The 25,201-nt window shown below is 44.7% G+C and carries 27 protein-coding genes, 4 tRNA genes and 2 pseudogenes; 11 read left to right on the plus strand and 22 right to left on the minus strand.

Annotated elements, in window-relative coordinates; translation table 11 throughout:
- Positions 1-47 precede the first annotated feature (47 nt).
- From Q4Q46_RS04560 to trmB, 4 genes are all read right to left on the minus strand, one after another.
- Positions 48-869: a YggN family protein gene (locus tag Q4Q46_RS04560; RefSeq protein WP_259540874.1), complete on the minus strand. Its 822-nt coding sequence runs from the start codon at positions 867-869 to the stop codon at positions 48-50.
- 182 nt (positions 870-1,051) lie between these two features.
- Entirely contained in the window at positions 1,052-1,966 is a 915-nt protein-coding gene (glsB, locus tag Q4Q46_RS04565; protein WP_311889341.1) for a glutaminase B, read from the minus strand.
- Positions 1,966-2,292, minus strand: coding sequence for a YggL family protein (locus Q4Q46_RS04570; protein ID WP_006082529.1), 327 nt, complete (start codon positions 2,290-2,292; stop codon positions 1,966-1,968). The genes glsB and Q4Q46_RS04570 overlap by 1 nt, the downstream gene beginning before the upstream one ends.
- A gap of 53 nt (positions 2,293-2,345) precedes the next feature.
- Entirely contained in the window at positions 2,346-3,062 is a 717-nt protein-coding gene (gene trmB, locus Q4Q46_RS04575; protein ID WP_311905336.1) for a tRNA (guanosine(46)-N7)-methyltransferase TrmB, read from the minus strand.
- Positions 3,063-3,261: 199 nt separating this feature from the next.
- On the opposite strand from trmB, the gene mutY reads away from it, so the two are divergent.
- Positions 3,262-4,368 carry an A/G-specific adenine glycosylase gene (mutY, locus tag Q4Q46_RS04580; protein WP_311905337.1) on the plus strand — a complete coding sequence of 369 codons (1,107 nt, stop codon included), beginning with the start codon at positions 3,262-3,264 and terminating at the stop codon, positions 4,366-4,368.
- A gap of 2 nt (positions 4,369-4,370) precedes the next feature.
- Complete coding sequence (locus Q4Q46_RS04585; RefSeq protein ID WP_311905338.1) at positions 4,371-4,649, plus strand: oxidative damage protection protein; 279 nt, start codon at positions 4,371-4,373, stop codon at positions 4,647-4,649.
- 87 nt (positions 4,650-4,736) lie between these two features.
- On the opposite strand, the gene Q4Q46_RS04590 is transcribed toward Q4Q46_RS04585, so the two are convergent.
- The gene (locus Q4Q46_RS04590; RefSeq protein WP_006082533.1) at positions 4,737-5,312 is read right to left on the minus strand and encodes a YceI family protein; all 576 of its coding nucleotides are present in this window, start codon (positions 5,310-5,312) and stop codon (positions 4,737-4,739) included.
- 4 nt (positions 5,313-5,316) lie between these two features.
- Positions 5,317-5,868 carry a cytochrome b gene (locus tag Q4Q46_RS04595; protein ID WP_311905339.1) on the minus strand — a complete coding sequence of 184 codons (552 nt, stop codon included), beginning with the start codon at positions 5,866-5,868 and terminating at the stop codon, positions 5,317-5,319.
- A gap of 389 nt (positions 5,869-6,257) precedes the next feature.
- Between Q4Q46_RS04595 and Q4Q46_RS04600 the strand changes: the two genes are divergently transcribed.
- The 4 genes from Q4Q46_RS04600 (at position 6,258) to Q4Q46_RS04615 (ending at position 7,289) form a co-directional block, all read left to right on the plus strand.
- Positions 6,258-6,333: transfer RNA gene (locus Q4Q46_RS04600), tRNA-Phe, on the plus strand.
- A 21-nt stretch (positions 6,334-6,354) separates the two neighbouring features.
- Positions 6,355-6,430 (plus strand) — tRNA-Thr (locus Q4Q46_RS04605).
- 700 nt (positions 6,431-7,130) lie between these two features.
- Positions 7,131-7,206 (plus strand) — tRNA-Phe (locus tag Q4Q46_RS04610).
- Between the two features lie 7 nt (positions 7,207-7,213).
- A tRNA-Thr gene (locus Q4Q46_RS04615) sits at positions 7,214-7,289 on the plus strand.
- 254 nt (positions 7,290-7,543) lie between these two features.
- Here the strand turns inward: Q4Q46_RS04615 and Q4Q46_RS04620 are convergent.
- Positions 7,544-7,729, minus strand: coding sequence for a hypothetical protein (locus Q4Q46_RS04620; RefSeq protein WP_106649920.1), 186 nt, complete (start codon positions 7,727-7,729; stop codon positions 7,544-7,546).
- Positions 7,730-7,882: 153 nt separating this feature from the next.
- On the opposite strand from Q4Q46_RS04620, the gene Q4Q46_RS04625 reads away from it, so the two are divergent.
- On the plus strand, positions 7,883-8,227 hold the full coding sequence (locus Q4Q46_RS04625) for a DUF3634 family protein (protein ID WP_220777163.1): 345 nt from the start codon (positions 7,883-7,885) through the stop codon (positions 8,225-8,227).
- 110 nt (positions 8,228-8,337) lie between these two features.
- Here Q4Q46_RS04625 and Q4Q46_RS04630 read toward each other — a convergent pair.
- From Q4Q46_RS04630 to Q4Q46_RS04685, 12 genes and pseudogenes are all read right to left on the minus strand, one after another.
- Positions 8,338-8,569: pseudogene (locus Q4Q46_RS04630) on the minus strand (hypothetical protein).
- Positions 8,570-8,832: 263 nt separating this feature from the next.
- Entirely contained in the window at positions 8,833-9,378 is a 546-nt protein-coding gene (locus Q4Q46_RS04635) for a DUF3833 domain-containing protein (protein WP_311905340.1), read from the minus strand.
- Positions 9,366-9,911: a chalcone isomerase family protein gene (locus Q4Q46_RS04640; RefSeq protein ID WP_311905386.1), complete on the minus strand. Its 546-nt coding sequence runs from the start codon at positions 9,909-9,911 to the stop codon at positions 9,366-9,368. The genes Q4Q46_RS04635 and Q4Q46_RS04640 overlap by 13 nt, the downstream gene beginning before the upstream one ends.
- Before the next feature lie 21 nt (positions 9,912-9,932).
- Positions 9,933-10,505, minus strand: a pseudogene (locus Q4Q46_RS04645) (DUF2878 domain-containing protein); the annotation flags it as partial.
- Positions 10,506-10,586: 81 nt separating this feature from the next.
- On the minus strand, positions 10,587-11,873 hold the full coding sequence (locus Q4Q46_RS04650) for a class I SAM-dependent methyltransferase (RefSeq protein WP_311905341.1): 1,287 nt from the start codon (positions 11,871-11,873) through the stop codon (positions 10,587-10,589).
- A 1-nt stretch (position 11,874) separates the two neighbouring features.
- Entirely contained in the window at positions 11,875-12,699 is an 825-nt protein-coding gene (locus Q4Q46_RS04655) for a DUF1365 domain-containing protein (RefSeq protein ID WP_311905342.1), read from the minus strand.
- On the minus strand, positions 12,696-13,946 hold the full coding sequence (locus tag Q4Q46_RS04660) for an NAD(P)/FAD-dependent oxidoreductase (RefSeq protein ID WP_311905343.1): 1,251 nt from the start codon (positions 13,944-13,946) through the stop codon (positions 12,696-12,698). Before Q4Q46_RS04660 ends, Q4Q46_RS04655 begins: the two co-directional genes overlap by 4 nt.
- Entirely contained in the window at positions 13,943-14,743 is an 801-nt protein-coding gene (locus Q4Q46_RS04665; RefSeq protein ID WP_311905344.1) for an SDR family NAD(P)-dependent oxidoreductase, read from the minus strand. Before Q4Q46_RS04665 ends, Q4Q46_RS04660 begins: the two co-directional genes overlap by 4 nt.
- The gene (locus Q4Q46_RS04670; protein ID WP_226058991.1) at positions 14,743-15,189 is read right to left on the minus strand and encodes a nuclear transport factor 2 family protein; all 447 of its coding nucleotides are present in this window, start codon (positions 15,187-15,189) and stop codon (positions 14,743-14,745) included. The genes Q4Q46_RS04665 and Q4Q46_RS04670 overlap by 1 nt, the downstream gene beginning before the upstream one ends.
- Positions 15,190-15,212: 23 nt before the next feature.
- Complete coding sequence (phrB, locus tag Q4Q46_RS04675; protein WP_311905345.1) at positions 15,213-16,715, minus strand: deoxyribodipyrimidine photo-lyase; 1,503 nt, start codon at positions 16,713-16,715, stop codon at positions 15,213-15,215.
- Positions 16,702-17,712 (minus strand): MerR family transcriptional regulator, encoded by a 1,011-nt coding sequence (locus tag Q4Q46_RS04680; RefSeq protein ID WP_311905346.1) that lies wholly within the window; start codon positions 17,710-17,712, stop codon positions 16,702-16,704. Before Q4Q46_RS04680 ends, phrB begins: the two co-directional genes overlap by 14 nt.
- Before the next feature lie 60 nt (positions 17,713-17,772).
- Positions 17,773-18,726: a YbgA family protein gene (locus Q4Q46_RS04685; RefSeq protein WP_006082548.1), complete on the minus strand. Its 954-nt coding sequence runs from the start codon at positions 18,724-18,726 to the stop codon at positions 17,773-17,775.
- 301 nt (positions 18,727-19,027) lie between these two features.
- Between Q4Q46_RS04685 and Q4Q46_RS04690 the strand changes: the two genes are divergently transcribed.
- Entirely contained in the window at positions 19,028-19,534 is a 507-nt protein-coding gene (locus Q4Q46_RS04690; RefSeq protein WP_259527803.1) for a hypothetical protein, read from the plus strand.
- Positions 19,535-19,558: 24 nt separating this feature from the next.
- Here Q4Q46_RS04690 and Q4Q46_RS04695 read toward each other — a convergent pair whose 3' ends face one another.
- From Q4Q46_RS04695 to Q4Q46_RS04705, 3 genes are read right to left on the minus strand one after another with little or no spacing between them, the layout of a single operon-like run.
- Positions 19,559-19,843 (minus strand): heavy-metal-associated domain-containing protein, encoded by a 285-nt coding sequence (locus Q4Q46_RS04695; RefSeq protein WP_311905347.1) that lies wholly within the window; start codon positions 19,841-19,843, stop codon positions 19,559-19,561.
- Positions 19,840-20,157 carry a membrane protein gene (locus Q4Q46_RS04700; RefSeq protein WP_011847392.1) on the minus strand — a complete coding sequence of 106 codons (318 nt, stop codon included), beginning with the start codon at positions 20,155-20,157 and terminating at the stop codon, positions 19,840-19,842. Before Q4Q46_RS04700 ends, Q4Q46_RS04695 begins: the two co-directional genes overlap by 4 nt.
- 16 nt (positions 20,158-20,173) lie before the next feature.
- On the minus strand, positions 20,174-21,316 hold the full coding sequence (locus Q4Q46_RS04705; RefSeq protein WP_259520082.1) for a transglutaminase-like domain-containing protein: 1,143 nt from the start codon (positions 21,314-21,316) through the stop codon (positions 20,174-20,176).
- A 706-nt stretch (positions 21,317-22,022) separates the two neighbouring features.
- Between Q4Q46_RS04705 and Q4Q46_RS04710 the strand changes: the two genes are divergently transcribed.
- The 3 genes from Q4Q46_RS04710 to Q4Q46_RS04720 are packed head-to-tail and all read left to right on the plus strand — an operon-like array spanning position 22,023 to position 25,183.
- Entirely contained in the window at positions 22,023-23,099 is a 1,077-nt protein-coding gene (locus Q4Q46_RS04710; RefSeq protein ID WP_311905348.1) for a porin, read from the plus strand.
- 9 nt (positions 23,100-23,108) lie between these two features.
- A complete protein-coding gene (locus tag Q4Q46_RS04715; protein ID WP_311905349.1) occupies positions 23,109-23,519 on the plus strand; it encodes a type 2 periplasmic-binding domain-containing protein in 411 nt (136 codons plus the stop codon).
- 44 nt (positions 23,520-23,563) lie between these two features.
- Entirely contained in the window at positions 23,564-25,183 is a 1,620-nt protein-coding gene (locus tag Q4Q46_RS04720) for a methyl-accepting chemotaxis protein (protein WP_311905350.1), read from the plus strand.
- The last annotated feature ends 18 nt before the right edge of the window (positions 25,184-25,201 follow it).

The following is a 25,201-nucleotide window of genomic DNA, read 5'->3' on the forward strand; positions in this document are numbered from 1 at the left end:
ACCAAGGGCTATTCACAAAAACTATTAGTAAGGACGATTAACAAGAACTATTCACGCAGCTCCTTGGTTGAGTTTTGTGTCAACGCATAAGGCGCGAGTTCTGGTACCTCTTGGCGTAATTGATTTTCAAGCACTAACAGATTTTCAAATCGGTCGCACAAACGGTCAGCTTTAGCTTCCAGTCCCTTAGATTGACTCTCAATTTGTTGCTCAATATCTTGGCCTAAGTTGTCCATTTTTTTGGAGAAGGCATCCATCTTGGCTTCAAAACTATCACCGTCACCCGACATGATTTGGCCACCTATGGTCATCATAATGGTGCCCACTGAGTTCTGAACAATTTGCTCCATTTCCTGCTCGAATTCGTCGTTAAAGGTGTTCTGAATCGAGTCCTCCGTCGCGCCGAGATAGAAGCTATCGCCATGACGGTAGGCAACTGAATCAACACGCTTTTGGACGCCTGCCATCATTTCATCGAATTTAGCACCGGCCGCATCGCCCATTAAAGGGGTTAACGCCATGCTCACCGCTTGCGAAGCTAATGCGACGGCCTCGTTCACGACTTCAATCACTTCAGGCACTTGCGTCGACACTTCATCGGCGTATTGAGTCACTAGCTTTTTTTGCTTATCGGTTAAGTTTACTTGTTTGCCTTCAACAAATAACTTATCGACTTCGATGCGATACTTTTCGGTGCCCTTCTCGCTCATGACTAATTTTTTAGGCTCAACCATAACGTCATAATTTAAAGAGACTTCACAACGTTCATCGACTTTAGGCTCTGTTTGCGCTTGCGCCAACTGTAGGCCAGATGTCCCTAAAATCACGCCGGATAAGGCAAATCCAGTTAATAGCTTATTTAATTTCATGTTGTTCGTCCTTTAATCTGAATAATTCGATAAACCTAAACTACTGAATAGCTTATAGCAGGAGACGTGCCAACTTTATAACAATATGATTATGTTGGATTTAGGAAAGTTAGCACTAAAAGGTCATTAGCGAAATTCGCTAACTTTTAGTCTGATAGTGCTAATAAAAACGTGAAGTAAAACTAGAAAATGGAACGACCAAGGCGTTGGCTTAAATGCTCAAGCATGGCAGTGCCAGCAAGCGAATTGCCATTGCCATCGAGTTCTGGCGACCAAACACAAATCGACAGTTCCCCAGGAATAACGGCAATGATGCCACCACCGACACCACTTTTACCAGGCATACCGACACGATAGGCAAACTCGCCCGCTCCATCGTATAGGCCCGAAGTCGCCAACAGGGCATTAAGCTGCCGAGTTTGCACCTGAGAGATAAGCTCAGTCCCAATTATGCTTTTGCCGCGATTAGCCAAGTACAACATGGCTTTAGACAAGTCAGCGCAATTCATCTTTAAGGCGCAGTAATGAAAATAGGTGCGTAGCACAGTATCAACATCGCCTTGAAAATTACCAAAGGACTTCATCAAATAAGCAATCGCCGCATTGCGCGCACTATGCTGATATTCTGAGTCGGCCACTTGTTTGTCGAAACTGACTTTATCGTTTTGGCTTAGTTGCCTAACTAACTCGAGCATTCTGTGTTTAGGTGCACCTAAACGACTCTGCAATAAGTCAGCAATCACTAACGCGCCAGCATTGATAAATGGGTTGCGCGGCTTGCCACGTTCTAACTCGACTTGTACTAAAGAGTTGAATGAATGGCCCGAAGGTTCTTTGCCAACTCGGCTCCAAATTTCGGCTTCTTCATATAAAGTTAACGCTAAGGTTAAGCTGAAAACTTTGGAGATACTTTGAATCGAAAACGGCTCAAGGTAATCGCCCGCACCTAAGGTTTCACCATCAACGGTTGTGACGGCAATGCCTAATTTGCCAGCATCAACGCTGGCCAGTGCGGGGATGTAATCTGCAACCTTTCCTTGGCCGAGCAAGGGTCGAACTTTCTCGACCACTTCCTCAAGTAATGCCAACTCGGGCATTAACCCCACCAAATGTCGTACAGTTCGCTAACTTCAACCTGAGACACTTTTTGATTCGCCCAGAATGCCTTAACTGCTGCAATATCTTCTTCGGTACATTTGCCGATCGTTTGGGTTGCGATAATGCCTTCCCATTCGATGTGACCGCCGCCATGGAAACCTAACTTACGGGTTTCGATCACTTCATCGATAAATTTATCAACAGTTGCATCGATATCGGCTTCTGATACTGATGCATCAAAAGTCCAAGCCATATCAAAACCTAACTCTTGGAATTCATCAACGCGCATTTTCTTACGTAAACGACGGCTACGATTAGTTGCCATAGTGACTTTCCCCGTTGTGTTAAAAAACTAATTAATCAATTGAAATATCTAGATTAAGCAATACGCTCAAACATCAGATCCCATACACCGTGACCCAGTCTATGGCCGCGGGCTTCAAACTTTGTCAGTGGGCGATGATCAGGACGCGGCACCACAGTGCCATCACTCGACTGGTTTTGATAACCAGGAGCTGCTTGCATCACTTCCAACATATGCTCGCTGTATTCTTCCCAATCGGTTGCCATATGGAACACGCCGCCAATTTTTAGCTTGCGGCGGATCAGTTCAGCAAATTCAGCTTGTACGATACGACGCTTATGGTGACGTTTCTTATGCCAAGGATCGGGAAAAAACAATTGCACTCGGGCTAATGAACCGTCGGCAATCGCATGTTCTAATACTTCCATGGCATCATGATGATACACACGTAAATTAGTCACACTCGCAATGGCGGCATCGCTTAAGCAAGAACCAACACCCGGTTTATGCACTTCAATACCAATAAAATTTTGCTCTGGTGCGTCTTTAGCCATTTGCACTAAAGAGGCGCCCATGCCAAAGCCAATTTCCAGCACAGTATCGGCTTCACGGCCAAAAACATCGCTCAGGTTCAATGGCGCTGGGCTGTAATTTAACCCCATTGTTGGCCACTGGCTTTCAATAGCTTGGGCTTGGCCTTTAGTTAAGCGACCTTCTCTTAGGACAAAGCTTCTGATCTTACGCAGATACTTGCCTTCTTCATTAAATTCAGCGGTAGTGACTTCGCTCATTTTTGCCTCGTCTAGTGGACAGCACCATCATAAAAGAAGGGCATTATCCAAAGTTCAACATACAGTGCAAGCACTAATGGGGCGAAAGTATACCAAGATTATTTGAGAGTGCGAATTTAGCAGTGATTTTCGGCTTTTTAGCCCTTATCCACTTGTCTTTGAGCTTGTCTAAGAAGATAACTGCCGCTACACTGCGCCGATGAAATCTTCAGCCTCCTTCGCCACACGTATCGTCTCTTGGTACGACAATCACGGTCGTAAAACCCTCCCTTGGCAGCAAGATAAAACCCCATATAGCGTATGGGTTTCTGAAATCATGCTGCAACAAACTCAGGTTGCGACTGTTATTCCCTATTACCTTAAATTTATGGCGCGTTTTCCCGATGTGTTAGCACTTGCTAACGCGCCAGATGATGAGGTGTTGCATCATTGGACCGGCCTTGGGTATTACGCTAGGGCGCGTAATCTGCATAAAGCAGCCAAGATGATCCGCGACGATTATCAGGAACTATTTCCAACGGATTTTGAGCAAGTACTCGCCCTACCCGGCATCGGCCGCTCAACGGCAGGCGCAGTATTATCGCTGTCGCTTGGACAACATCACCCCATTCTCGACGGTAACGTCAAACGCGTGTTAGCACGACACGGCGCTATCGCCGGTTGGCCGGGGCAAAAAACTGTCGAAGCGCAGCTTTGGCAGCTGACTGACACGTATACGCCGCAGCAAGATATTCAGAAATATAATCAAGCCATGATGGATATCGGCGCCAGTATTTGTACTCGTAGCAAACCTAACTGCGCCGCTTGCCCTGTAGCGATTGATTGCAAAGCTCAGCTGATTGGACGACAAACCGATTTCCCCGGCAAGAAGCCTAAAAAAACCATACCGACCAAAGCGGCGTGGATGTTAGTGCTAATGCAAGACAACCAAGTGTTTTTAGCTAAACGTCCGCCAGCGGGAATTTGGGGCGGACTTTGGTGTTTCCCTGAGTTTGCCACCCAAGCCGCACTTGAAACTCATCTTGAAGAACAAGGGTTTGCTGCACAGCAACTCGAATGGCTAACTGGCTTTAGGCACACATTCAGCCACTTCCATTTAGATATTCAGCCCATGATGCTTAACTTAGATAAAACTCATGGCGATAAAACCCACGGCAATAAACAGAGCGTGGGCGCGGTCATGGAACAAAATCAGTCTCTCTGGTATAACATAAGTCATCCTTCCAAAGTGGGACTCGCCGCCGCCACCGAGCGCGTGCTAGCCAATTTGGGATCACTCGTTCAATCCGCAGTCAGTAAGGAATAATCATGGCGCGTACAGTCAATTGCATATATTTAAATAAAGAAGCCGACGGCCTAGACTTTCAACTGTATCCAGGTGATTTAGGTAAGCGTATTTTTGATAACATCAGCAAAGAAGCTTGGGGCCTATGGCAAAAAAAGCAAACCATGCTGATTAACGAAAAGAAACTCAACATGATGAATGTTGATGATCGTAAGTTTCTTGAAGAACAAATGACCTCTTTCCTCTTTGAAGGTAAAGAAGTAGAAATTGAAGGTTTTGTGCCTGAAAAAGACCAAGATTAATTCTTGTCGTTCACTTAACGACAAAGCTTACAAAAAAGCGCCTTTCGGCGCTTTTTGTTTATTAATCTCGTGAAGAATAACTGAGCGTTACTTACGCACGCCTTCAACCACAAGATCTAACTCAACATGGCTAGACGCTGGGCCTAAATCCATTTTGATACCGAAATCTTTCATCGCAAACGTGGTTGTGCCCGTAAAACCTGCACGGTAGCCACCCCAAGGATCTTGACCTTCGCCCACTGCATGGGCATTGATCGCTAATGGCTTAGTGACACCATTTAAGGTTAAGTTGCCGTTAATCACTAAGTCGCCATTACCTTTATCTTCAACTGTGGTTGAGGTAAACGTTGCTTGCGCAAACTTACTCGTGTTAAGGAAATCGGCGCTACGAATATGCTTATCACGCTCGGCGTGGTTTGAATCTACACTGAGCGTATTTACAGTCACATTCACTTTAGCCGCAGTGGGTTTAGCCGCGTCATAGCTAAAGTCGCCGCTAAAATCATTAAAGCGGCCAACGACATAGCTATAACCTAAGTGACTCACTTTGAAAGTAATAGAGGCATGTGCTCCTTCACGGTCAATGACATAGTCCGCCGCTGAAGCCGCCATCGGAGCCAATAGAGATGCACCAATCAGTGCGCTTAACAGTTGCTTTTTCATTGTGTTATCCTCGATTAAATTTAATCATTTTGAGTAAAGTTGCGTCTTTATCGATAAAGTGATGCTTTAACGCACCTGCAGCGTGGATTACCACGAGTGCGATTAAGCTATAAGCTGCGTATTGGTGGATATTGCCTGCTATATCAGCTTGGTTTTCAAAAAAAGGTCCAAATCCTGGTAGTTCAAACCAGTCAAACACCATAATTCCACGGCCTTCTGCCGTTGAAATAAGAATGCCGGCACACATGATCACCAGCAGCAATACATAAATAGCTAAATGCGCAATATGAGCCGCCTGCCTCTCCCAAGGCTTATGATTCGCCTCTGGTAAGGGTTTAGGGTTAATTAAGCGCCAAAAGAGGCGGAATAACGTCACTGCCAAAAGTAAAATCCCGATGCTCTTATGTAGATGCGGCGCTGTCTTGTACCACACGCTGTAGTAGGTTAACTCCACCATCCACACACCGACTGCAAACAACCCAATCACGACGATCGCACTCAGCCAATGAGTCACTATTGCGGTTATCCCATAAGCAAACTTACTATTTCGAAACATACTGCGACTCCGTACTCGCGTTTTCTTCATGCCATCCATGAAATAATATTCATTATCATAAGTCTAATTTTAAAAACTAAAATCAGTAAAAATCGCTCATATCTTTCTAAATTTTAGAAAGTAAGCAGGAAACTAGGATTTATGAGCATAAATCTATAGTAAACATCAGTATCCTTCTAACTTGAAAACTACAGTCAACGAATGAAATTGACCTGAATCTGCTGAATAAGAGATAAAAAACAAGCAAGATGCACATTAAACCGCCGAACGAGTTATTTATTGGGAAAAAGCACTTGCAGAGGTGAAACTCACTAGCTAATATAGCCGCACTTCGAACGAGACGGCTCAGCTAGCGAGTTCAAAGTAGTTAACTAACGCTCAGTTTAGTTGCCCGAATAGCTCAGTCGGTAGAGCAGAGGATTGAAAATCCTCGTGTCCCTGGTTCGATTCCGGGTTCGGGCACCATTATTTTGCAGTAAAAGTTTAGCCGGCATAGCTCAGTTGGTAGAGCAACTGACTTGTAATCAGTAGGTCCCGAGTTCGACTCTTGGTGCCGGCACCATATAAACAACGAAGCCACTCAATGAGTGGCTTTTTTGTATTTGAAATTTAAATAATTTGAGCAACAGCAAAGCCTTTGGTTACCGCAACTGACTTACTCTCGATAAACCAGTAGGTCCTGAACTCGACTCTTGGTACTGGCACAGTTAAAGCAACGAAGCCACTCGATAAGTGACTTTTTTGTATCTGAAATGTGAATGATTCAAACAACAAAGCCTGTGGTCAATCGGGACTGACTTACTCTCGATAATACCAGTAGGTCCTGAACTCGACTTTTGGTCGTTCAATTCATGCCAGTTCAAAATCATAGTTGCAGACAAACATAGCTACCAAAATCTGCTGTCGATAAAAGTACCGTAACACTCACTAAACTTCACCATCAGACGATATTCCCCTCCCCTTCGGATACATTGCATGCCTTAAGCGTTAATTTTCTTTCTTAAAACACAGATTAAACGAGCACTGAAGTTAACCTTATCAGTCTAAAGGCAAGGCTATCGTCACTAAAATGCTGAAACTTTCAGCGACTCAATATGAGTAAAGTGGAAGAATCAAATAAATGTTCGATTTTTGTTTAATAGTTAATCAGTCATTTAAAAAGGGCTTGCACAGCCAAAGCGAGCACTATATTATACGCGCACTTCGAACGAACAAGGTCTTTACGACTTAGTTTGAAGTAGTTAACTAACGCTTAGTTAGTTGCCCGAATAGCTCAGTCGGTAGAGCAGAGGATTGAAAATCCTCGTGTCCCTGGTTCGATTCCGGGTTCGGGCACCACAATTTAGCCGGCATAGCTCAGTTGGTAGAGCAACTGACTTGTAATCAGTAGGTCCCGAGTTCGACTCTTGGTGCCGGCACCATATAAACAACGAAGCCACTCAATGAGTGGCTTTTTTGTATCTGAAATTTGAATTAGTTCAAAGCAAAGTGCAACTGACTTACATCAACACCAGCAGTTTGTGTTGCTTGCCCTAAAAAACTTACTAGCGAACCCCGCCCTATCCAAATACTCGATAAATTGCGTAAACAGCGCATCAATACACACATCATAAAAAAGCCACTCATTGAGTGACTTTGGGCTCTTATACAAACTATCAGTTCAAGCAGCTCGCGCTTATTTAATTAGCTCGAGTGGCATAGGCCTATCACCGGCTTGAACTTGATGTTGAACATGGCGCCACCCTTGAGTGAGTTCACTAAGATGTGCTTTTCTCTCGGGGAATTGTGTAGAAAGTTTTTCAATTACATCGATTTGCTTCTTACACAATAATGACCAACGATCTGCATTTGATAAGTACATGGCGTTTTCCTTAACTGAGGGATTACTTTTCCTTCGCCAGTTAAGTCTAGGCGGGAATGATTTTATTGCCAATTCAAAATTGCGTGTTCGCGCACTGTTAAAACAAGTCACTCAGGAGTATCTTTGTCCTATAAACATAAGATAGGGGGCGTTATGACAGCCGATATTTTCAAACTCATTTTTGTCGCTATTGGTATTTTTCTCGTTTACAAACTCATATTTGGTGGCAAGAAAGGTCTAACTATTTTTGAAATGCATTTTAAAGATGGCCGCATGACTCAGCATAAAGGCAAAATCCCAGAGCGCTTCGAGCGGGAATGCCGCCACATTGCTAAAGCTGAAAAACTGACCTGTACTGTTAGGGCTGAAAAATCAGGAGATGTACGCTTACATATTTCTGCCAACGTGAGTGACAATGTGAAGCAAAGGATCCGTAATGTGTTTCCGTTTGAATATTATGACAAAAAATCGATAGATAACAGTCGTCAAGCAGGCTAGCTCTTCGCCCTTTTCCCTAGCAACCTCAATACTTAACCCACAATGCTTGTTGAAGGTTAAGTATTGAGGGTTAAGTATTGAGGTTGCAGCGAGTCCCTAACCCACTCTTCTTATTTAAACTTAACCGGGTACCTAGGTTTTAAAAAAATCGGATTCTAAACGACCATCTGCCCTCGCATCTCGAATACGGCGTTCATTATCTTGCACCATAGGATCGCTGGCAGGTTGATGAGGGTCAGCTTTTGTCTCAGCTTGTTCCTCAAACACAACGTCAAAGGATGAACAAGCAGTTAACGACAAACTCAACAAGGCACACCATAGAACTAAGTGTTTTTTAATCATTAATCTACACCGACTTAAACTTGGAATAATTAAAATAATAAACAATGAGTTACATATAATTAACTATCATATTTATCACTTTATGCCGCTAGCAAAAGTGCCTAGCTGACACTTTGGTTTGAGTTAGATACTTTAGTGCAGACAAAAGGTGATTATTAGCCAAGCTATACTGTTTAAGCCAACTTAAGCCTTAATCAACAGAGTGAATCCATGACAAGCAAGCACAAACATAGTTAAGCTAACTTAACTAAAAATTGCTGAGACTATTTTTGAATAACTAAAGTGACTTTAGCCACTGTGATGCCAAACTTAATAATATCACTCTGATTTATAATGGTATTATCATTCACTAAGAACATCCAATCGTCGAAATGAACTTGGTATTCATCGCCATCGACGGGTAATAACATATCGTATTTCCAACGTAGCGCGCTACCACTGGATTGACCATCGGCGGTGCCGATAATGTCACCTGCAGTTCCCGAGTATCGCCCTTCCCCTAGCGCTTTAATGCGCCACACACGAGTTTGAGTTTCGCCATCATCATAAACAAACCATTCATTAATGACGCCCTCGTTTCCCTGCCAACTGGCTTCCATAGTGACATTGAATTTGCGGATCACTTTGCCACTAAAATCATGTACTATCCCAGACGCTTTTAATGGCCCATTAAAGAATGATTCCAACACCAGTGTCGGATGAGAATCTTTATAGTCTGTCACTTCCACCGATGAACAACTCGATAAAAGCCCTATCATTATTAGGCCTAACAATAACTTTTGACCGATAAGTCGTGTTAACAATCGCATGGTTTTTCTCCGAGTAATTGCGCCCGCAAACTCGGACGGCTAGTGTCTTTCGATAACCAAATCGCTAAAAATGCCTCCGCAAAATCAGCATCCTGGATAATCTCGAGTGGTTGATGATTAAAGAAAAACTGACTCGTTTGCCCATCCATAACCTTAAAACTTAAATGGTCGCCCTGCTTCACATCGGGCCAAGTGGCGGTTAATAAACTGAGCCAACGCTGGATATCCTTTTCGGCAAATTTTAGATGCTGCCATTGATCTTTTGTCGCTTCTAACAGATCTTCAGACTCTATATCTCGATAATATTCAATATCTAGCAGCAGAGGATATTGCCCCTGTTGATAACGGCCAGTTACCGTCATCAGCCTCGCCTTATACAAACTAAACCACAGCCAATCCATTTCTGTCCGGCCCACTTCCTGAAAAGTCTGCGTCACATCTGCGGCATCATTCAGCTCGATAGTAATGTTTTCAAAGTTAGAAGTTTTCGCCTCTAATGGTTTTAAAGGTGCAATCAACAAACCGAGCGCCAATAAACTTAAGCTGCTGAAATTAAAAACAGTAAAAGTGCGAGCCTTAGTGCTTCGATTAAATCCATAGGGATTAGCAAGTTGGATTAAAAATGGCAGCAAGACTAGCCAAACAAAAAATAACACCACAGCAGAAATAACATTGCCGTAGGGCAAAATCACCGCATTAAACTGCGCGCCCGCGACATAGCTTAACGTGCCAAATATTCCTCCGAGTAACGCCTGCAATATCAGCGGTAAGGGTCGCATAAACGCTAAGCTATGATTCAAACTCAAGCCAAAGTGCAGCCATAAACAGCCAAGCCACCAAGGGAAGGCAGCAAACTCAAACAGGCCTAAAACCGACAGCACAGTGTCAATGCCTATCCCTAGGGCGGCAACCTTGAGCATTAATCGTAAATCGACTTGGCGATACTGGCGCTTACCCGACGAGGACAACAGGATAAAGTGAAACAATAACAAAGGTATAGTTAGCAGCAGTGACAAGTTAAGCCAAAGCACACTCGACCACCACACAGCCTGAAAACTCAGGGCGTTATAGAGTATAAAACCCTGATGTTTAGGCAGATGCCGAGAGTTAGCTAACATTGACTTCATCTTTGCCTCACTTTTATCTTGCTACAACTACAGCGACAATTTCATTTAAACGGATGCATCTAAACGAACTACTCTCAACGGCTAATCTAACCGGGTAGCCGCAGGAACAGCCAGGCTAGGTTGACTATTGCCTAGAACGCGATAGTCCGGACGTACGGCAACTAAATGCACTGTGCTTGTGGTGCGTTCTAAAAATCCACCTTCACAATAACTTAGGTAGAATTTCCACATGCGGATAAAGTCTTCGCCATAACCTAAGGTTTGGATTTCACCCACGGCATGATCAAAATTCTCATGCCAATGCCTCAGCGTTTTAGCGTAATCGAGCCCCATATCATTGAGCGACCAGACCACCATATCCGTCTGTTTGGCAATGTGACCGACCATTTGACTGACAGAAGGTAAACAGCCACCGGGGAAAATATAGCGCTGAATAAAATCCACACTTTTGCGATAGCTGTCGTAACGTTGATCGGCAATCGTTATCGCCTGTAGCAGCATGCGCCCATGGGGTTTTAACAGTGATTCCAGCTTTTTAAAGAAGCCCGGTAAATATTCATGCCCTACCGCTTCAATCATCTCGATAGAAACAACCCTGTCGTATTCCCCCGTCAGATTGCGATAATCCTCGGTCAGCAGTGTCACTTTATCGCTCAGGCCTTCGCTTTCAACGCGCGCTTTGGCATAGGCGTATTGCGCATCTGAAATCGTCGTCGTTGTCACGTGCACGCCATAGTGCTTCGCCGCATAAATAGCCAGTGCGCCCCAGCCAGTACCAATCTCAAGTAAGGTTTGACCTGGCTGTAAATCGAGGCGCTCGCAGATAGTCATCAGCTTAAACAGCTGGGCTTCCTGCAAACTGGCTTCCTCATGGGGATAAAGCGCACTCGAGTACAACATTTCACGGTCGAGGAATTGCTCGTACATGGCATTACCCAAATCGTAGTGGGCCAAAATGTTGCGCTTCGAGCCCTCCTGCGAGTTACGATTCAGCACATGCTTCACGCGATTTAACGTGCCAGTTAACCAAAAAAACTTGGCTTCAATCCTATCGAGCAAGGCTAAATTGCGGGCAAATAGTTGCACGACTTTGGTGAGATCAGGACTCGTCCAATGGCCTTGAATATAACCTTCACCTGCACCAATGGAGCCTGAAAGCATTATTTGACGATAAAAACTGGGGTGTTTAACCACAAGCGTGGCATGTAAATCGGTATGACTCTCACCAAAACGATAGCTCTTATCGCCCTCAACTAAGGTCAAGCAACCGTGGGGCAGACTTTCCAGCGCCTTGAGCAAGACTTTACGCGCAATACTGTCGGGCAGTTTCCCTGTGGCGACTGAGGTTTGCGAAGCAGTATTTTCCATGTTATTTCTCCATCTGAGCTGGATGCGGCACAAAGGGCACACGTTTGAAAAAGAGTTTCAGCGCTTGCCAATAAATCCCGAAGAAGATCTTGAGAGTCATAAAAGGAAAGCGAAATAAAAGCGTACGTAAATTGGCCGCCGTGATAGGTTGGCGTTTCATCATTAGATTGGCATTAAACAGTTTTTTACCATTCTCTTGCATCGACTTGTTTTCAATACCAATATTTAAGTCTTCACTCGGCGCAGCCACATGCCAGAGATAACGCATATCGAGGGTCATAAAGGGGGAAACGTGAAACACTTTGTCAGAAGGTTTGGGCGCGGCTACATCTACTAAATAGCAATGGCGTTGATCCCAAGGCGTGTTACTCACCTCGGCCAACATGTATAAAGGCGTTTTATCTTGATAACAAAAATAGAAATTTACTGGGCTGAAATACACGCCAAAATGACGGATCTGACCCACAAACAAAACTCGGTCGCAAAGCTTATCTGCACCTAACTCGGCCACTTGCGCTAGCACTCGACTCTTAAGTGCCGCGGCGCTCGGATCGGCAACTGCCACTTCACCGCTGTTATTGGATTTAGTCGTAAAAGACGTTAAATAGTCTTTCGGATTAAATCTCAGTAAAGCGCGGCGCTGACTGGCAAAAACTCGCCCCATGGCACTGATCTTATCGACTTCATCTAAGTCAATCGCCAGCAGCGCCATTGCATAACTAAAGCTATGTTTAATCGGCGTAAAACGGCTGTGGGATACAGTGCCGTAATAAATGCCGCTATTGAGCTCTGTCATATTTAAGCTTGTCACATTTACATCGGTCATAGGCTGACACCAAAATGGGCACACACATCCAGTGCACTGCGAACACCATCTTCATGGAAACCATTGTGCCAATAGGCTCCAGCAAAATGGGTATGATTTTGGCCGGATATTTCCTCACGGCGGCCCTGGGCCTTAAGGCTGGCTTCGTTAAACACTGGGTGGGCATAATTGAAGCGGCGTATCACTTTCGCCTCATCAATCAACTCTGACTGATTTAAAGTGACACAAAACGTCGGCGCATTGGCTGGTAACTGTTGCAGTATGTTCATGTTGTAAGTTACTGACGCTGGGCGTTTTAGATTGCCATCTAACCTATAGTTCCAACTCGCCCAGGCCGCTTTTCGCTTAGGCAGGATACCCGTATCCATGTGCAGCACCACATCGTTATTTTGGTAGCTGAGATCGCCTAAAATGGCGCGTTCTGTTGGCGTGGGATCGTTTAACATCCGCAGTGCTTGGTCGCTATGACAGGCTAAAATCACCTCATCGAATTCCAACCATTCACCGTGGACCTGCAACTTCACCCCATTGCCATGACGTTCAATACCTGTCACGGGGGAGTTAAGGCGAATATTGTCTTTAAAGGGCGCAATAAGATCAGGAATATAGCTACGCGAGCCGCCCTTTAGCACATACCACTGTGGCCTATCACTGACATTTAATAAACCGTGGTGCTGGAAGAAACGAATAAAAAACTTCAACGAAAACGAACGCATATCTTCTATACTCGAAGACCAAATTGCCGCGCCCATGGGCAAAATATAGTGCTCGGCAAAAAAGCGCGAAAAGTTTTCACTGTCTAAATAATCACCTAAGTTACCTTCAGGGTAAATATCCTGTTGATAGAGTGCCTTACAGCCTTTATTAAAGCGCAGGATTTCTTTTAAAAAGGCCCAAAAGCGCGGATTCAGCAGGTTACGCTTTTGGGCAAACAAACTCCCTAAATTGTGGCCGTTATATTCAAGCCCTGTCAGCGCATTATGGACGCTGAAACTCATCTCAGTCGGTAATATGTTGACATTGAGGCGAGCCAATAAACGCTCAAATCGTGGATAGGTTCTGTCATTAAACACGATAAAACCTGTGTCTATGGCGTAGGTTTGGCCTTGGTGCTCCACATCGACTGTCGCCGTGTGGCCGCCGATATAGTCATTGGCCTCAAACACTGTGACCTTGTGCGACTCGCTTAATAGATGGCCGCAGGTTAATCCAGAAATGCCGGTGCCGACGATGGCGATATTTTTCATAAACTCTTGTCCTTAAGCGGCTTGGCTTGAGTATCGTTTGCAATCATTTTTTGCCACACAAAGGCAGGTAAAAACGACATCAATTTCAATAGATAAGTAAAGCGTCGCGGAAAATGGATCTCGCGCTTGCCACCTTTCAGCCCATTACGTATCGCCTTAGAAGCGGTTTGTACACTCACTTGCATTGGCATAGAAAAATCATTTTTTGCGGTCAGTGGCGTCGCCACAAAACCAGGGCAAATCAAGCTCACACCGATTTCATTCTTAGCAAGATCAAGTGAGAGACTCGAGGCGAGATACTGCACGCCAGCTTTAGAGGCGCCGTAGGCTTCAGCGCGAGGGAAAGGTAAATAAATAGCGCTGGAACTCATTAAGCCAATACGTGACCCCCTTGGCATTAAAGGTAAAAATGCCCCGAGACAATATCCCATCGCAATTAAATTGGTATGGACGACGCGCTCGAATAACACATCATCGAAGGCCTTAGCATCGTCTATATACTCACAACTGCCTGCGTTCAAAACCACCAAATCGAGCTGACAATCGGTTTTCGCCAACAGCTCGGCTAAATCTTGGCCAGCTTGTTGAACTTGGTCGCGCTGGGATATATCAAAAATTAACAGCGTGGCACCTACGAGTTCATTCAAGGCTAACGCATCTAATCTTTCTTGGGAGCGGCCACAGGCAATGACGTGCCAACCTAAGGCTAAATAATCCTGCGCCAGTTGAAGCCCAATTCCTGAGCTTGCACCTGTAATCAGCACGGTATTAATTTTCAATGGTTTAACAGCGCTCATTATTTTGCCGCCCTGTCTTTGAGCAAGCGGATAAGCCCGCCCATGCAAGGCAAATGCTCGTACAACATTTGCCCTAAGTCGAAGTAATCCCTGTGAAAATAAATCTTGTCGTTGAATTTAAGTTGGCTCATGCCATCAACACGGATAAGTCCGCCTTTATTCAACTTAGGGTGGCTATATTCCATCTGCCAAAACAGCGCGGCTTGATTCGCATCCTGCTGTACTTCTTTGATCTCAAACTGAATATGCTTAACATTCTTATATAACTTCGCGAAGTACTGAGTTAACGACTCTAGCCCTTTGATTTGATGCATAGGATCGGTAAAGCTAATACTGTCGTCGTAAACTTGACCCAACAGGTGCAAGTTATCTTTATTCAAGGCTTGATAAAGCTGAATAAAATCATCAACAAGCGTATTAGTCTCAGTCGTCGCTTGGTTTGTCATCTGGTTATTGCTCCTGATCCTATTTATTGGGCCGCGGCCTTTTTCAATACGCCTAGTACGGTTAACGCCCTTGCTCTTGCTGCACTGTGCTCGACAATCGCACTCGGATAAGCCGTTTGAGTGTTAAATAACGGCTGTTCAAACAAGGACGGTGTCTGCGCTGTACTGGGTTGATGTAATTGCTTAATTCGCCAAGATGCGAGCTCTGGTAAGTACTTACGGATGAAGCTGCCATCTGGATCAAACTTTTCACTCTGGCTCATAGGATTAAAAATGCGGAAATAAGGCTGGGCATCGCAGCCACAACCGGCGGACCACTGCCAGCCGCCACTATTTGCAGCCAAGTCACCATCGATGAGCTTTTGGCGGAAATAACGCTCGCCCCAACGCCAATCAATCAGTAGATGTTTAGTCAGGAAACTCGCCACCACCATCCGCAGACGATTGTGCATCCAACCCGTTTGATTGAGCTGGCGCATTGCCGCATCGACAATCGGATAGCCAGTACGACCTTCACACCAAGCGGCAAACTCCTGCGGATTATTGCGCCACTGCACATGGTCAGCTTGTCGATTGAAATTATGATTCTTAGATAAATCAGGAAATGCCACCAGCAAATGACGATAAAACTCACGCCAGGTAAGCTCATTTAACCAAGTACGGGCTGGACTAGTATCGTCGACAATCACCTCGGGGAAGTCATGCAGCAACGCGGCAACGCATTGTCTTGGGCTAATGACGCCAATGGCCAGATAAGGTGAAATTGAACTGGTGCCATCGATGGCGGGGAAATCCCTATCTTGCTTATAATCCTGCACTTTCTGCTGAATAAATGCTGAAAGTATACGCTTTGCCTGCCCTTCTCCCGCAGCCCAAAGTTCACTCGATACTTTAGTGACATTGTTAAACAAATGCGGCTTTGGCTCGGTCAACACAGGTCCAAGCGGCGCCGGAACTGGAAGCGGCAAAATGGCATGGCGAGCGGCAATTTCTCGCCACTTACGGCTAAAAGGAGTGAAAACCTTATACATGTCGCCGGACAAGTTCAGCACTTTGCCCGGCTTAAGCAAACAATGCTCATCGGTTAGCACCAGAGGAATACCCGCCTGAATACAGGCTTGGTCACGCTGTTGCTCGTTAATCTCAGGCTCACTGCCTGCAAACACGCGGCTAATACCTTGCTGCTGGCAGTAATCACTGATAAACGCTGGCACATCGGCAAAGGTATCTAACTGAATTAATTCGAATGTAATCCCCAAGCTCGCCAGCTCTTGGGCAAGCAGATTGATGTGACGTTCGATAAAGTCTAACTGAATGGGCGCCACATCATGGCGTTGCCACTGAGTTGGCGTAGCGATATAAATGGCCTTAAGTGCCACTCCATTCTCCCGCGCCCAATCACAGGCTGCACTTAGTGCTTGATTATCGGCAAGGCGTAAATCTTGGCGAAACCACATCAGTGCATTATTGCCCTGCACTTTTATTGACATTGAATCTATTGGCATTGAATCGTTAACTGATGTCATTGTTTTCTCCACTATTGCCCTGCTCGCTTTTCCCTTTGCCTTTGTGACTTCTGTTAGTCTTCCCCACTGCTCGAGACGGCATTTGTCCAATCAAGTCTGTCATCGAAGGCGCCCAGAAAGCCGATAAGGAAGTCAAGGTCGGCGCAAAGGGGCCAACAAATCGACAGGGGAAACTCATTTGTGCCAATACAGTGAGCATTTCAGTCTGCTCAGACCCCGAATGATTTGGATCGGGAATAAGCAAAAGCGCATCGACGTTAAGCCTGCCCTGCAGCAGCGGTAAACTACTTATGGCCTGCTCGCCAAGGTCGATAACCGATACTCGAAGCGACGCTAACTCGAGCGATAAGAGCAAAGAAAACAGGCTTTTAGTTCGGGTAGAGTTAGGCTGCGTGGCCGCGCCGCGGGATAACTGCACCACAGCCATTCGCGCCGCAATGGCCTGTCCGGTAAAGGCATAACGCCCACCAACTCGGCTGAGTAATTCGCTTTTTAACCAAGCGAGAATTAACTCGGCATCGAGCCGCTCATCCACTAAGTCATCGAGTTGATTAAGCCAAGGTTGCAGTAACTTTTCTTTCACTAATTGAAACGGATATAAGCCAAATGCATCGTCTAATATCTGCTGCAATTTATGCTGATTGAAGTCGAACAATGCTGCATTCAGCGCAGTAATTTGCTCGCCCCACAGATCGACAACTTGGGATTCAATCATTTCACTTGATAATTTGGCGGCACTCATCAGCAAAGGTTTAACCTTGCTGATCGCAACACCTTTAGCTAACCATGCATTAATCTCATGGATTTCTTGGATATTTTCACTCGTATATAATCTGTGTCCCTTGGGCGTGCGCGCAGGGATCACTAAACCAAAACGGCGCTGCCATGCCCTTAAGGTCACGGCATTCACGCCCGTTAAGGCCGACACTTCACCAATGGGGAGTAATACTCCATCATTGGGCTCATCGTTGGTTATGGACTGGGTATCTTGTTTCATATATCAGTAATAACTCACTACATTCAAAGCTAAAAACTACTCAGTACGGCAAAGCCAATACTAGTAGGCATAGCGCAGCTTCAACGCCTCTGGATGGGGATTCAAATACACTTGCTCTTCTATGTAAGGCGTTGGGAATTCCCGCAGATAATGGTTGATAAGCGTGATAGGCACTAACAGAGGCAATAAACCTTCGCGATATTTCATAATCGCTTCAGACAGTTCTGTCTTTTGCTCTTTGCTCAAATGCTTTTTAAAGTAGCCCTGAATATGCTGCAGCGTACTGGTGTGATTTTTACGGGTCGCATTGATTTTCAGCGCCGTCATAAAGCCTTCAAAGTAGCGGGTTGCGCTTTGTTCAAGATCCTCAATATTGGCCACTATCGGCCCAAGCTCGCGATACCATGTAGGGCTATGCGCCATTAACAGGTATTTATAGCGGGAATGAAACTTCACTAACTTATGCTTAGTCAGCCCTTCATGCTTCATCAGATGCCAATCGTGATAGGCATAAACGCGGGTGAAAAAGTTCTCCCGTAGCACCATGTCATGCAAACGGCCTTCTTCTTCCACGGGCAATAGTGGATAACGCTCCATTAACTTGCGGGCGAACACACCAATCCCCGACTTAGAGCCATTGTTAGTGCCAATTTTATACTCTGTCACCCGCTCCATGCCGCAGGTTGGCGACTTAGCGCAAAGCAAGTATCCACCGAGGAAATCAAGCTCTTCAACCTTGTTTTCGCTGTATTCATTAAGCTTATCGGTCACATCTAAGCTACCGTCACCGCTCTGAACTAAGATGGTTTCACCATCACGGACTAAACGGATACTTTTACGGGGTGCACCTAGGCCAATCGCCATTTCTGGACAGATAGGCACATAATCGAAAAATTGCTTAATCTCTTGATTACAATAGGTAGAATTTTTATGTCCGCCATCAAAACGAACCTTCTCCCCTAATAAGCAAGCACTGATCCCAATCTGAATTCGCTGCGGGTTAAACTTGTACATAAGTCGACTCCTTGTATCACTATGTCTTTAATTACGGACCATAGTTGTACAAGGATCAAGTTTTTGTATAAATATTTTTTAAAAGTCTTGTTCAAGCGTGACTTCTGATGAATCAATCACGAATGAACCACACATAAACCCCACATAAGCCTGAGTTGGCCTCTAACTTGCTTAATAAAATACCGAGCATCATTAGATTGAGTTGAACGCCCAGTAGCACCATTTAACCGCACAGCATTAAAGCCAAAGGTGACCAAGGGACTCAATCGCAACCACTGGGCCATACCAAAAGGAATCGGACATGAGCACAATCAACCCCAACAGCTATACCAATCCCTATGCTAATTTGGCACTCACGCAACTCAAGTCGAGTCAGAGTAGCCAAGCCAATGATCCCACTTTGATGGCGGCATCGAGTCCCGCAGCAAGCCAAGATACTGTAACCCTCTCCTTTTCTACGCCTGTCGCGACAGCCGATACCTATAGCCATCTCGCACCTAACGCCAAACAAGGCTATACGGGGAATGTACAAGCCATTGCTGGCACCCCTGAGTCAGATAAAAGCACCGACAAATTGGCTGAAGCCATGCAGACGATCCTCGATAAACGTACAGGTATCGATAGGGAAAAACTGAAGCAGCTAGAGGCTGAAATGGAAAAAATTGCCAACGATGAAAGCCTGTCTAATGAAGAAAAAGCCAAGCAGCTAGAATTACTGCAAGCGCAAAAAATGGATCTGATAAAGGAGTCTTCAGAGAAAAATGAACAGAGGCAGCGCAGAGTCGATCCCGAGGTGTATTACAGCTAATAAAGCCATGGTAGGCCAAGACGCTTAAGCTTGTTTCTCTATCTTGTTAATACTGCCCTTATAACCCGTTTCATCAACGGCCTTGAGCAAATTATCAAGATTAAAATCCTCTGGCACAGTCACTATTGCCTGTTCGGTTTTCAACGAAGCCTTGGCCTTAATCACCCCATCGGTTTTACGCAGGGCTTTATTCACGACAGTGACACACAGCGGACAAGTCATGCCCTTAACATCCAAGGTAACCAGCACGTTTGCCGCCCAGCTCGACGCTGAAGACAAGCTCAAGGCGAAAAATAACACTAACTTCATTCGAACACCTCTAATAACCAAGGTAATACAAAAGGATATAACTGAAATGCCAGCACGACAGGCACAGTTAACCAGTACAGCCACACCATCTGAGTACGACTCAACGTCGCAGTACACAATGGTTTTTTAGCAAAATAGAGCCGCCAAAATCCCATCAGGATAAGTCCAGTAGACAGTACCAACATCGGCACTTGCAGCCAGCTCAGCTGCTCAATCCCCGACAGGCTCGCGGCCGACACCCCGAACACCAAATAAATAAGCGGTGCAATACAGCATAGGCTTGAAGCAACCGCAGCAATCACTGCAGCGGCCATCGTCGCTAAAAGTCCCTTAGCGTTGTTCGGTTGACTGGTAGTCATAGGCAAACACTTTTGGTTCATAATAATTCACAGGATCGCCATCGACTTCCGCATAGGGATAACCAAAGTTATTCAGTGGTGTCTGCTCGGCTTCAGGAAATAAATCAAAGTCGCGACCATAGTTAAAGCCAACCCAGTTCATTTCCCAGTTACCAAAGAGATAATCATTCACTGCCTGAACCGCAGGATCGCTGTGCTCTTTTTTCTCTGTTAAGCGCATTTTAGTCACATCGGCAGGATCGGCGGGCAACCAACCATAACCCGCTAAATAGAACATAGCGCGACAATGTTGACCGCCACTAACATCGGCAGCCCCTTTGTCATCGGCGCTCCCAAAGGCCTTTTTAGAGTAATGACCCATCTTGATCGCCTGACCTAAGCGAATACCAAACATTTCACGGGCAGGGATTCCCACGGCACGCATTAGCGCCACAAATACCGAGTTAATGTCGGTACACTTACCGCCTAACTTACCACTTTCTAAAATGCTGGCCACATCACCCGTGCCACAACCAATCACACTATTGTCGCGGAACATATTGGCGCTAACCCAAAGGTAAATCAGTCGCGCTTGTTTCAGTGGTTCAGTTTCGCTACCGACGATTTTATCCGCCGTTTGCTTCACAATACCGTTAATCGGCATATGTTTAGTCGGCAGTAAATAACGTTCTACCTCTGCAGGATAGTGGATCTGTGTTGGTGTGCGATAGTGAGTCAAAGCGCCGCTTTTAAGCGGTTCCCAATCTAAGGTTTCAATGTTTAACTCAACGGTCATTGTCATGCTGTCTTTGGCATCTGGCCAAGTCGCAAAGAGCGTTTTGGCGCCATAACTGTTGTTTGAGCTGATATAGGCATCTTTAAAACTGCCGGTGAAATCAAGCTTACTGACCCATTGGAATTGCGTGTCTTCAGGCAAAGGGATCCACAACTTAACCACGCCCTCAGAGCCTTCAGGAGCAACAAGATGGTAAGTGTTTGTTAAGATAAAATGGCGACGTCCATCGCTTGCGCTAGGTTCAACGACACTCGATTTAGAGGAAGATGCCAGTACCGGCGTGATAAAACCCGCAGTCGACAAAATAGCCGCACTTTTTAAAAAATTGCGTCTTTGCATTATGACATTCCTTTTATTGGATCATATTAGAAAGAAGAGAACTCAACATCACAGAGCAAGATTATAGGTTCTATGGCCCTATGCAGCAATCAAGCCCAATTTAGGCTGCTCACCATACAGTACAAAGGCCGTAAATCGGAGAAAAAGACGCAGTAAAATATGCCGCAGCGCTTACCTACTCGTGAAAATGCGATAAATGTCGACTTTTCTTGGAAGAGCAATTTTAGAAGACTAAAACAAGTATCACTCGTATTACGTCTACAATCTCACCGCACAAATATCAACATTAGTCGACTGTTAATATTTATGAGGGAGATAATTCCCAGTTATTTATAATGCAAACGTACAAATGTCTCATTTAAAAAATGAGTCATTCGCATGGCCGAACTGTATTTACAAATATGCTCTACACCATTTTATCTGCAAAAAATGAAACAGAATTCAAATTTAGTGACTAAAATTTATACGCTTAAATCTGCAATATGAATATGTAAAAAATTGCAGCCTCTAAACTTGTCTGAATTCGGGTATAGAGATTTGGCACATCTAGCAATTTCACCTGAATAATCACAAAATAAATTTCAAACTCATAGTACAAAACGTGACTTAGACCACTATGTTGCAGAAATGTTACGCAAAAGTTTGCGTATGTTCACACCTGTTCTAGGCTTAAAAACGAATATACCTCACTTTAAAGGGCTTTTTTATGAAACATAAGTTTTCATTAGGTCTTTGCTCACTCTTGCTCAGTTCCACCGCTTATGCAGAAGTGAACATTTCAGGTTTTGCCTCAGTTGTCGCGGGTCAAGTTCTCGAAGGTTCTGGCGTTGCTGAGTTTGATTTAGGTCCCACCTTTCTCGCCGACTATCCACTCGTTGGTGCCTACGATGAAGATATTAGCTTTAAACCGGATACCTTATTTGGAATCCAATTTTCAGCGGATTTACTTGAAGGATTAACAGCCACTGCACAGGTCGTCTCACGCGGTGCCGATGATTTTTCAGCAAGTTTTGAATGGGCTTATTTATCCTACGAGATCAATGATCATTGGACAGTACAAGGCGGTAAAAAACGCCTACCTCTCTACTATTACAGTGATTTCTTTGATGTTGGATATGCCTATCCTTGGATACGTCCACCCGCAGATAACTACACATGGCAAATATTTAACTACACAGGTGTCAGCGCGCTATATAACTATTTAATTGGCGACTGGACCATGTCAGGGCAAGTCTATTACGGTAGCGAAGATAGTGAACCCAATAAACTGTTATCTGACTTTTTCTTCCTCGAAAATACCCGAGAAGTGTGGAAGGACATAGGCGGTATTGTTGTTCAATTCAACAAAGATTGGTTAGATATTCGCCTAACACATATGCAATACACGAATGAACGTTATATTGGTGGAATTCAGCAGGAATGGAATGGCAGCACCCAACGTTCAGGCAAATTCTATGGGCTATCCATTAATATAGATTATGAGAATTTCCTTTTTTTATCTGAGCTGAACCGCTTAGATCTCGATGGGAGTAATCTAGATACTTACTTGCTCACTTTCGGCTACCGTATCGATTCAGTAATGCCATACATTTCCTATTCGGACTTCAATGAAGGTAAAAATCTCGAAGTGCACCATACGAGTTCAGTAGGAATACGTTGGGATTTCCATCCCTCGGCAGCCTTTAAAATTCAATATGATGATGTTAAAGATGACGGTGGCCCAGGCTTGAAAATTGCGGGGGATTCTAAATCCATCAGTCTTGGTATTGATTTAGTATTTTAGGAGAGAGATATGAAAAAATTACTTTGCTCAATCCTACTCAGTTTGCTCTCAATGCCATTATTTGCTGACGTAGTCGTCATAGTGAATCCCAGTAATGCGGATGCAATAGATCAAAAATCAATCGAGAATATTTATTTAGGAAAAACAAAGACCTTCCCCGGAGGAGCCCAAGCAGTACCAGTCAATCTTGACAGCGCTATGCCCTTAAGGGAGACATTTGACACTAAAGTGCTGGGCAAGTCATCCAGCCAACTTAAGTCATATTGGTCACAGAAAGTGTTTACAGGCAAAGGAACGCCACCCAAGGAAGTCAGTAGTGGGGCGGAGATGATAAAATTAGTTGCATCTAACCCTAATATTATTGGCTATATTGATAGTAGTGAAGCCAATGATTCGGTAAAAGTTATTGCCGAGTTTTAGATTGGAGTGCCGGGCTTAAGCTCGGCACAACTTGGGGGCAAGGAATGAATTTCTTTAATAACATTTCTATTTTTAAAAAAGTTATCGCGATATTTATTTTAGCAGTCATCATTTTCGCTTTAAACTTAAGCATTAGTGTTATCTCCATAAATAAAAATCGCACCACTCTTAACTATATGGAGCAGCAAGTTTACCAAAGGGTTGAACTCGCCAATCAAAACGTGTTTTTTATCCAACGACTCGATGAGCTTTATACTCAATCCGTTTCTTTTGCCGACGAAGACCTGTTAACCAACGCCGGTAATATGTACGAATCTTTACGCAAAAACCTCCAACAGTTAGACAAGGTCGATCCCTCACAAGCCAATCAACTCAACAATCTATCGGCTAAATTAACCCGTTATAACGACATGACGATTAAGCTAGCTAAAGGCATGCTGGCAGGTACGATTGATATGGCAAATATTGGCCAAATCAGCCAAGAAAAATCCCAAGCCTATGAAGCAGTACTCAATGAAATACAAAACTTCAAACAAGAAAAAGTACTCGAATTTAAACAATCAATAAAAGAAGCAGGCGACAGATCGGAGCAAAGTTTATGGCTCACCCTCTCCATAGGTATCGCTTTGCTGATCGTGATGTTTATTGTCACTATCGCCATTGCACGCGCCATTAGCTCTTCTGCCCGTAATGTTGCCCAGTCATTGAGTGAGCTCGCCGATGGTAAGGGTGATCTTAGCCATAAACTTAACGTATCAGGTAGCGATGAACTCGGCCAAGTATCGAGTAACTTCAATCGATTCCTTGGGTTACTCGGTGATTCGATTCGAAGAGTAGTGAATGTTACCGATCCCTTACTTGCAAGCTCGCACTCACTCAAACAGCGAATGGAAGATGCAACGCATGCAACTCAGAGACAAAGCCATGATGCCAGTGCTGTGCAAGTTTCAATGGAAGACATGCGCCACTCCGTCATCGAAATTTCGCAAAATGCGCGCCAAGCCGCCAGTGCTGCCCAGATTGCCGAAAAAGAAGCCATGCAAGGTATGACAGTCGTCCAACGTACTATCGATATTTCGCAGGAATTAAATACGGGGATTCAGGCTGCTTCTAACTCGATTAATGAACTTGCCAGAGACACTGAAAATGTCACCTCTATCTTAAATGTGATTACCTCGATTGCTGAGCAAACTAACCTGTTGGCACTGAACGCTGCCATCGAAGCTGCCCGCGCGGGTGAGCAAGGACGGGGCTTTGCCGTGGTAGCGGATGAAGTCCGTGCCCTCGCCTCTAAAACCGCAGATGCAACCACAGAAATTCGTCATGTGTTACAAAACCTTAAAACGGCGGCCATTTCTTCGGTCAGTACCATGAATGTGGCCATGTCGAAATCATCAGAAAATGAAACCAATGCCCAAAACACAGGCAGTGCATTAAAATCGATTCAGCAGCAGATTGTCAGTATCAATAGTATGAATACCCACATTGCCTCGGCAACGGAAGAGCAAGCCTCGGTTGCTTCTCAAGTGGTCGATAACGTCGTCAATATGAACGCTTCATTCGAACAGACATTGCAAATTCTGTCGCAGGTTCGCAATGTTTCTGAGGGATTAGTCGATTTTGCCGATGAACTGAAAAACGCCACCTCACAATTCAAACTTTGAGGACGACTTATGATGATT

This window comes from Shewanella vaxholmensis, from assembly GCF_031932135.1.
GTDB lineage: Bacteria > Pseudomonadota > Gammaproteobacteria > Enterobacterales > Shewanellaceae > Shewanella > Shewanella hafniensis.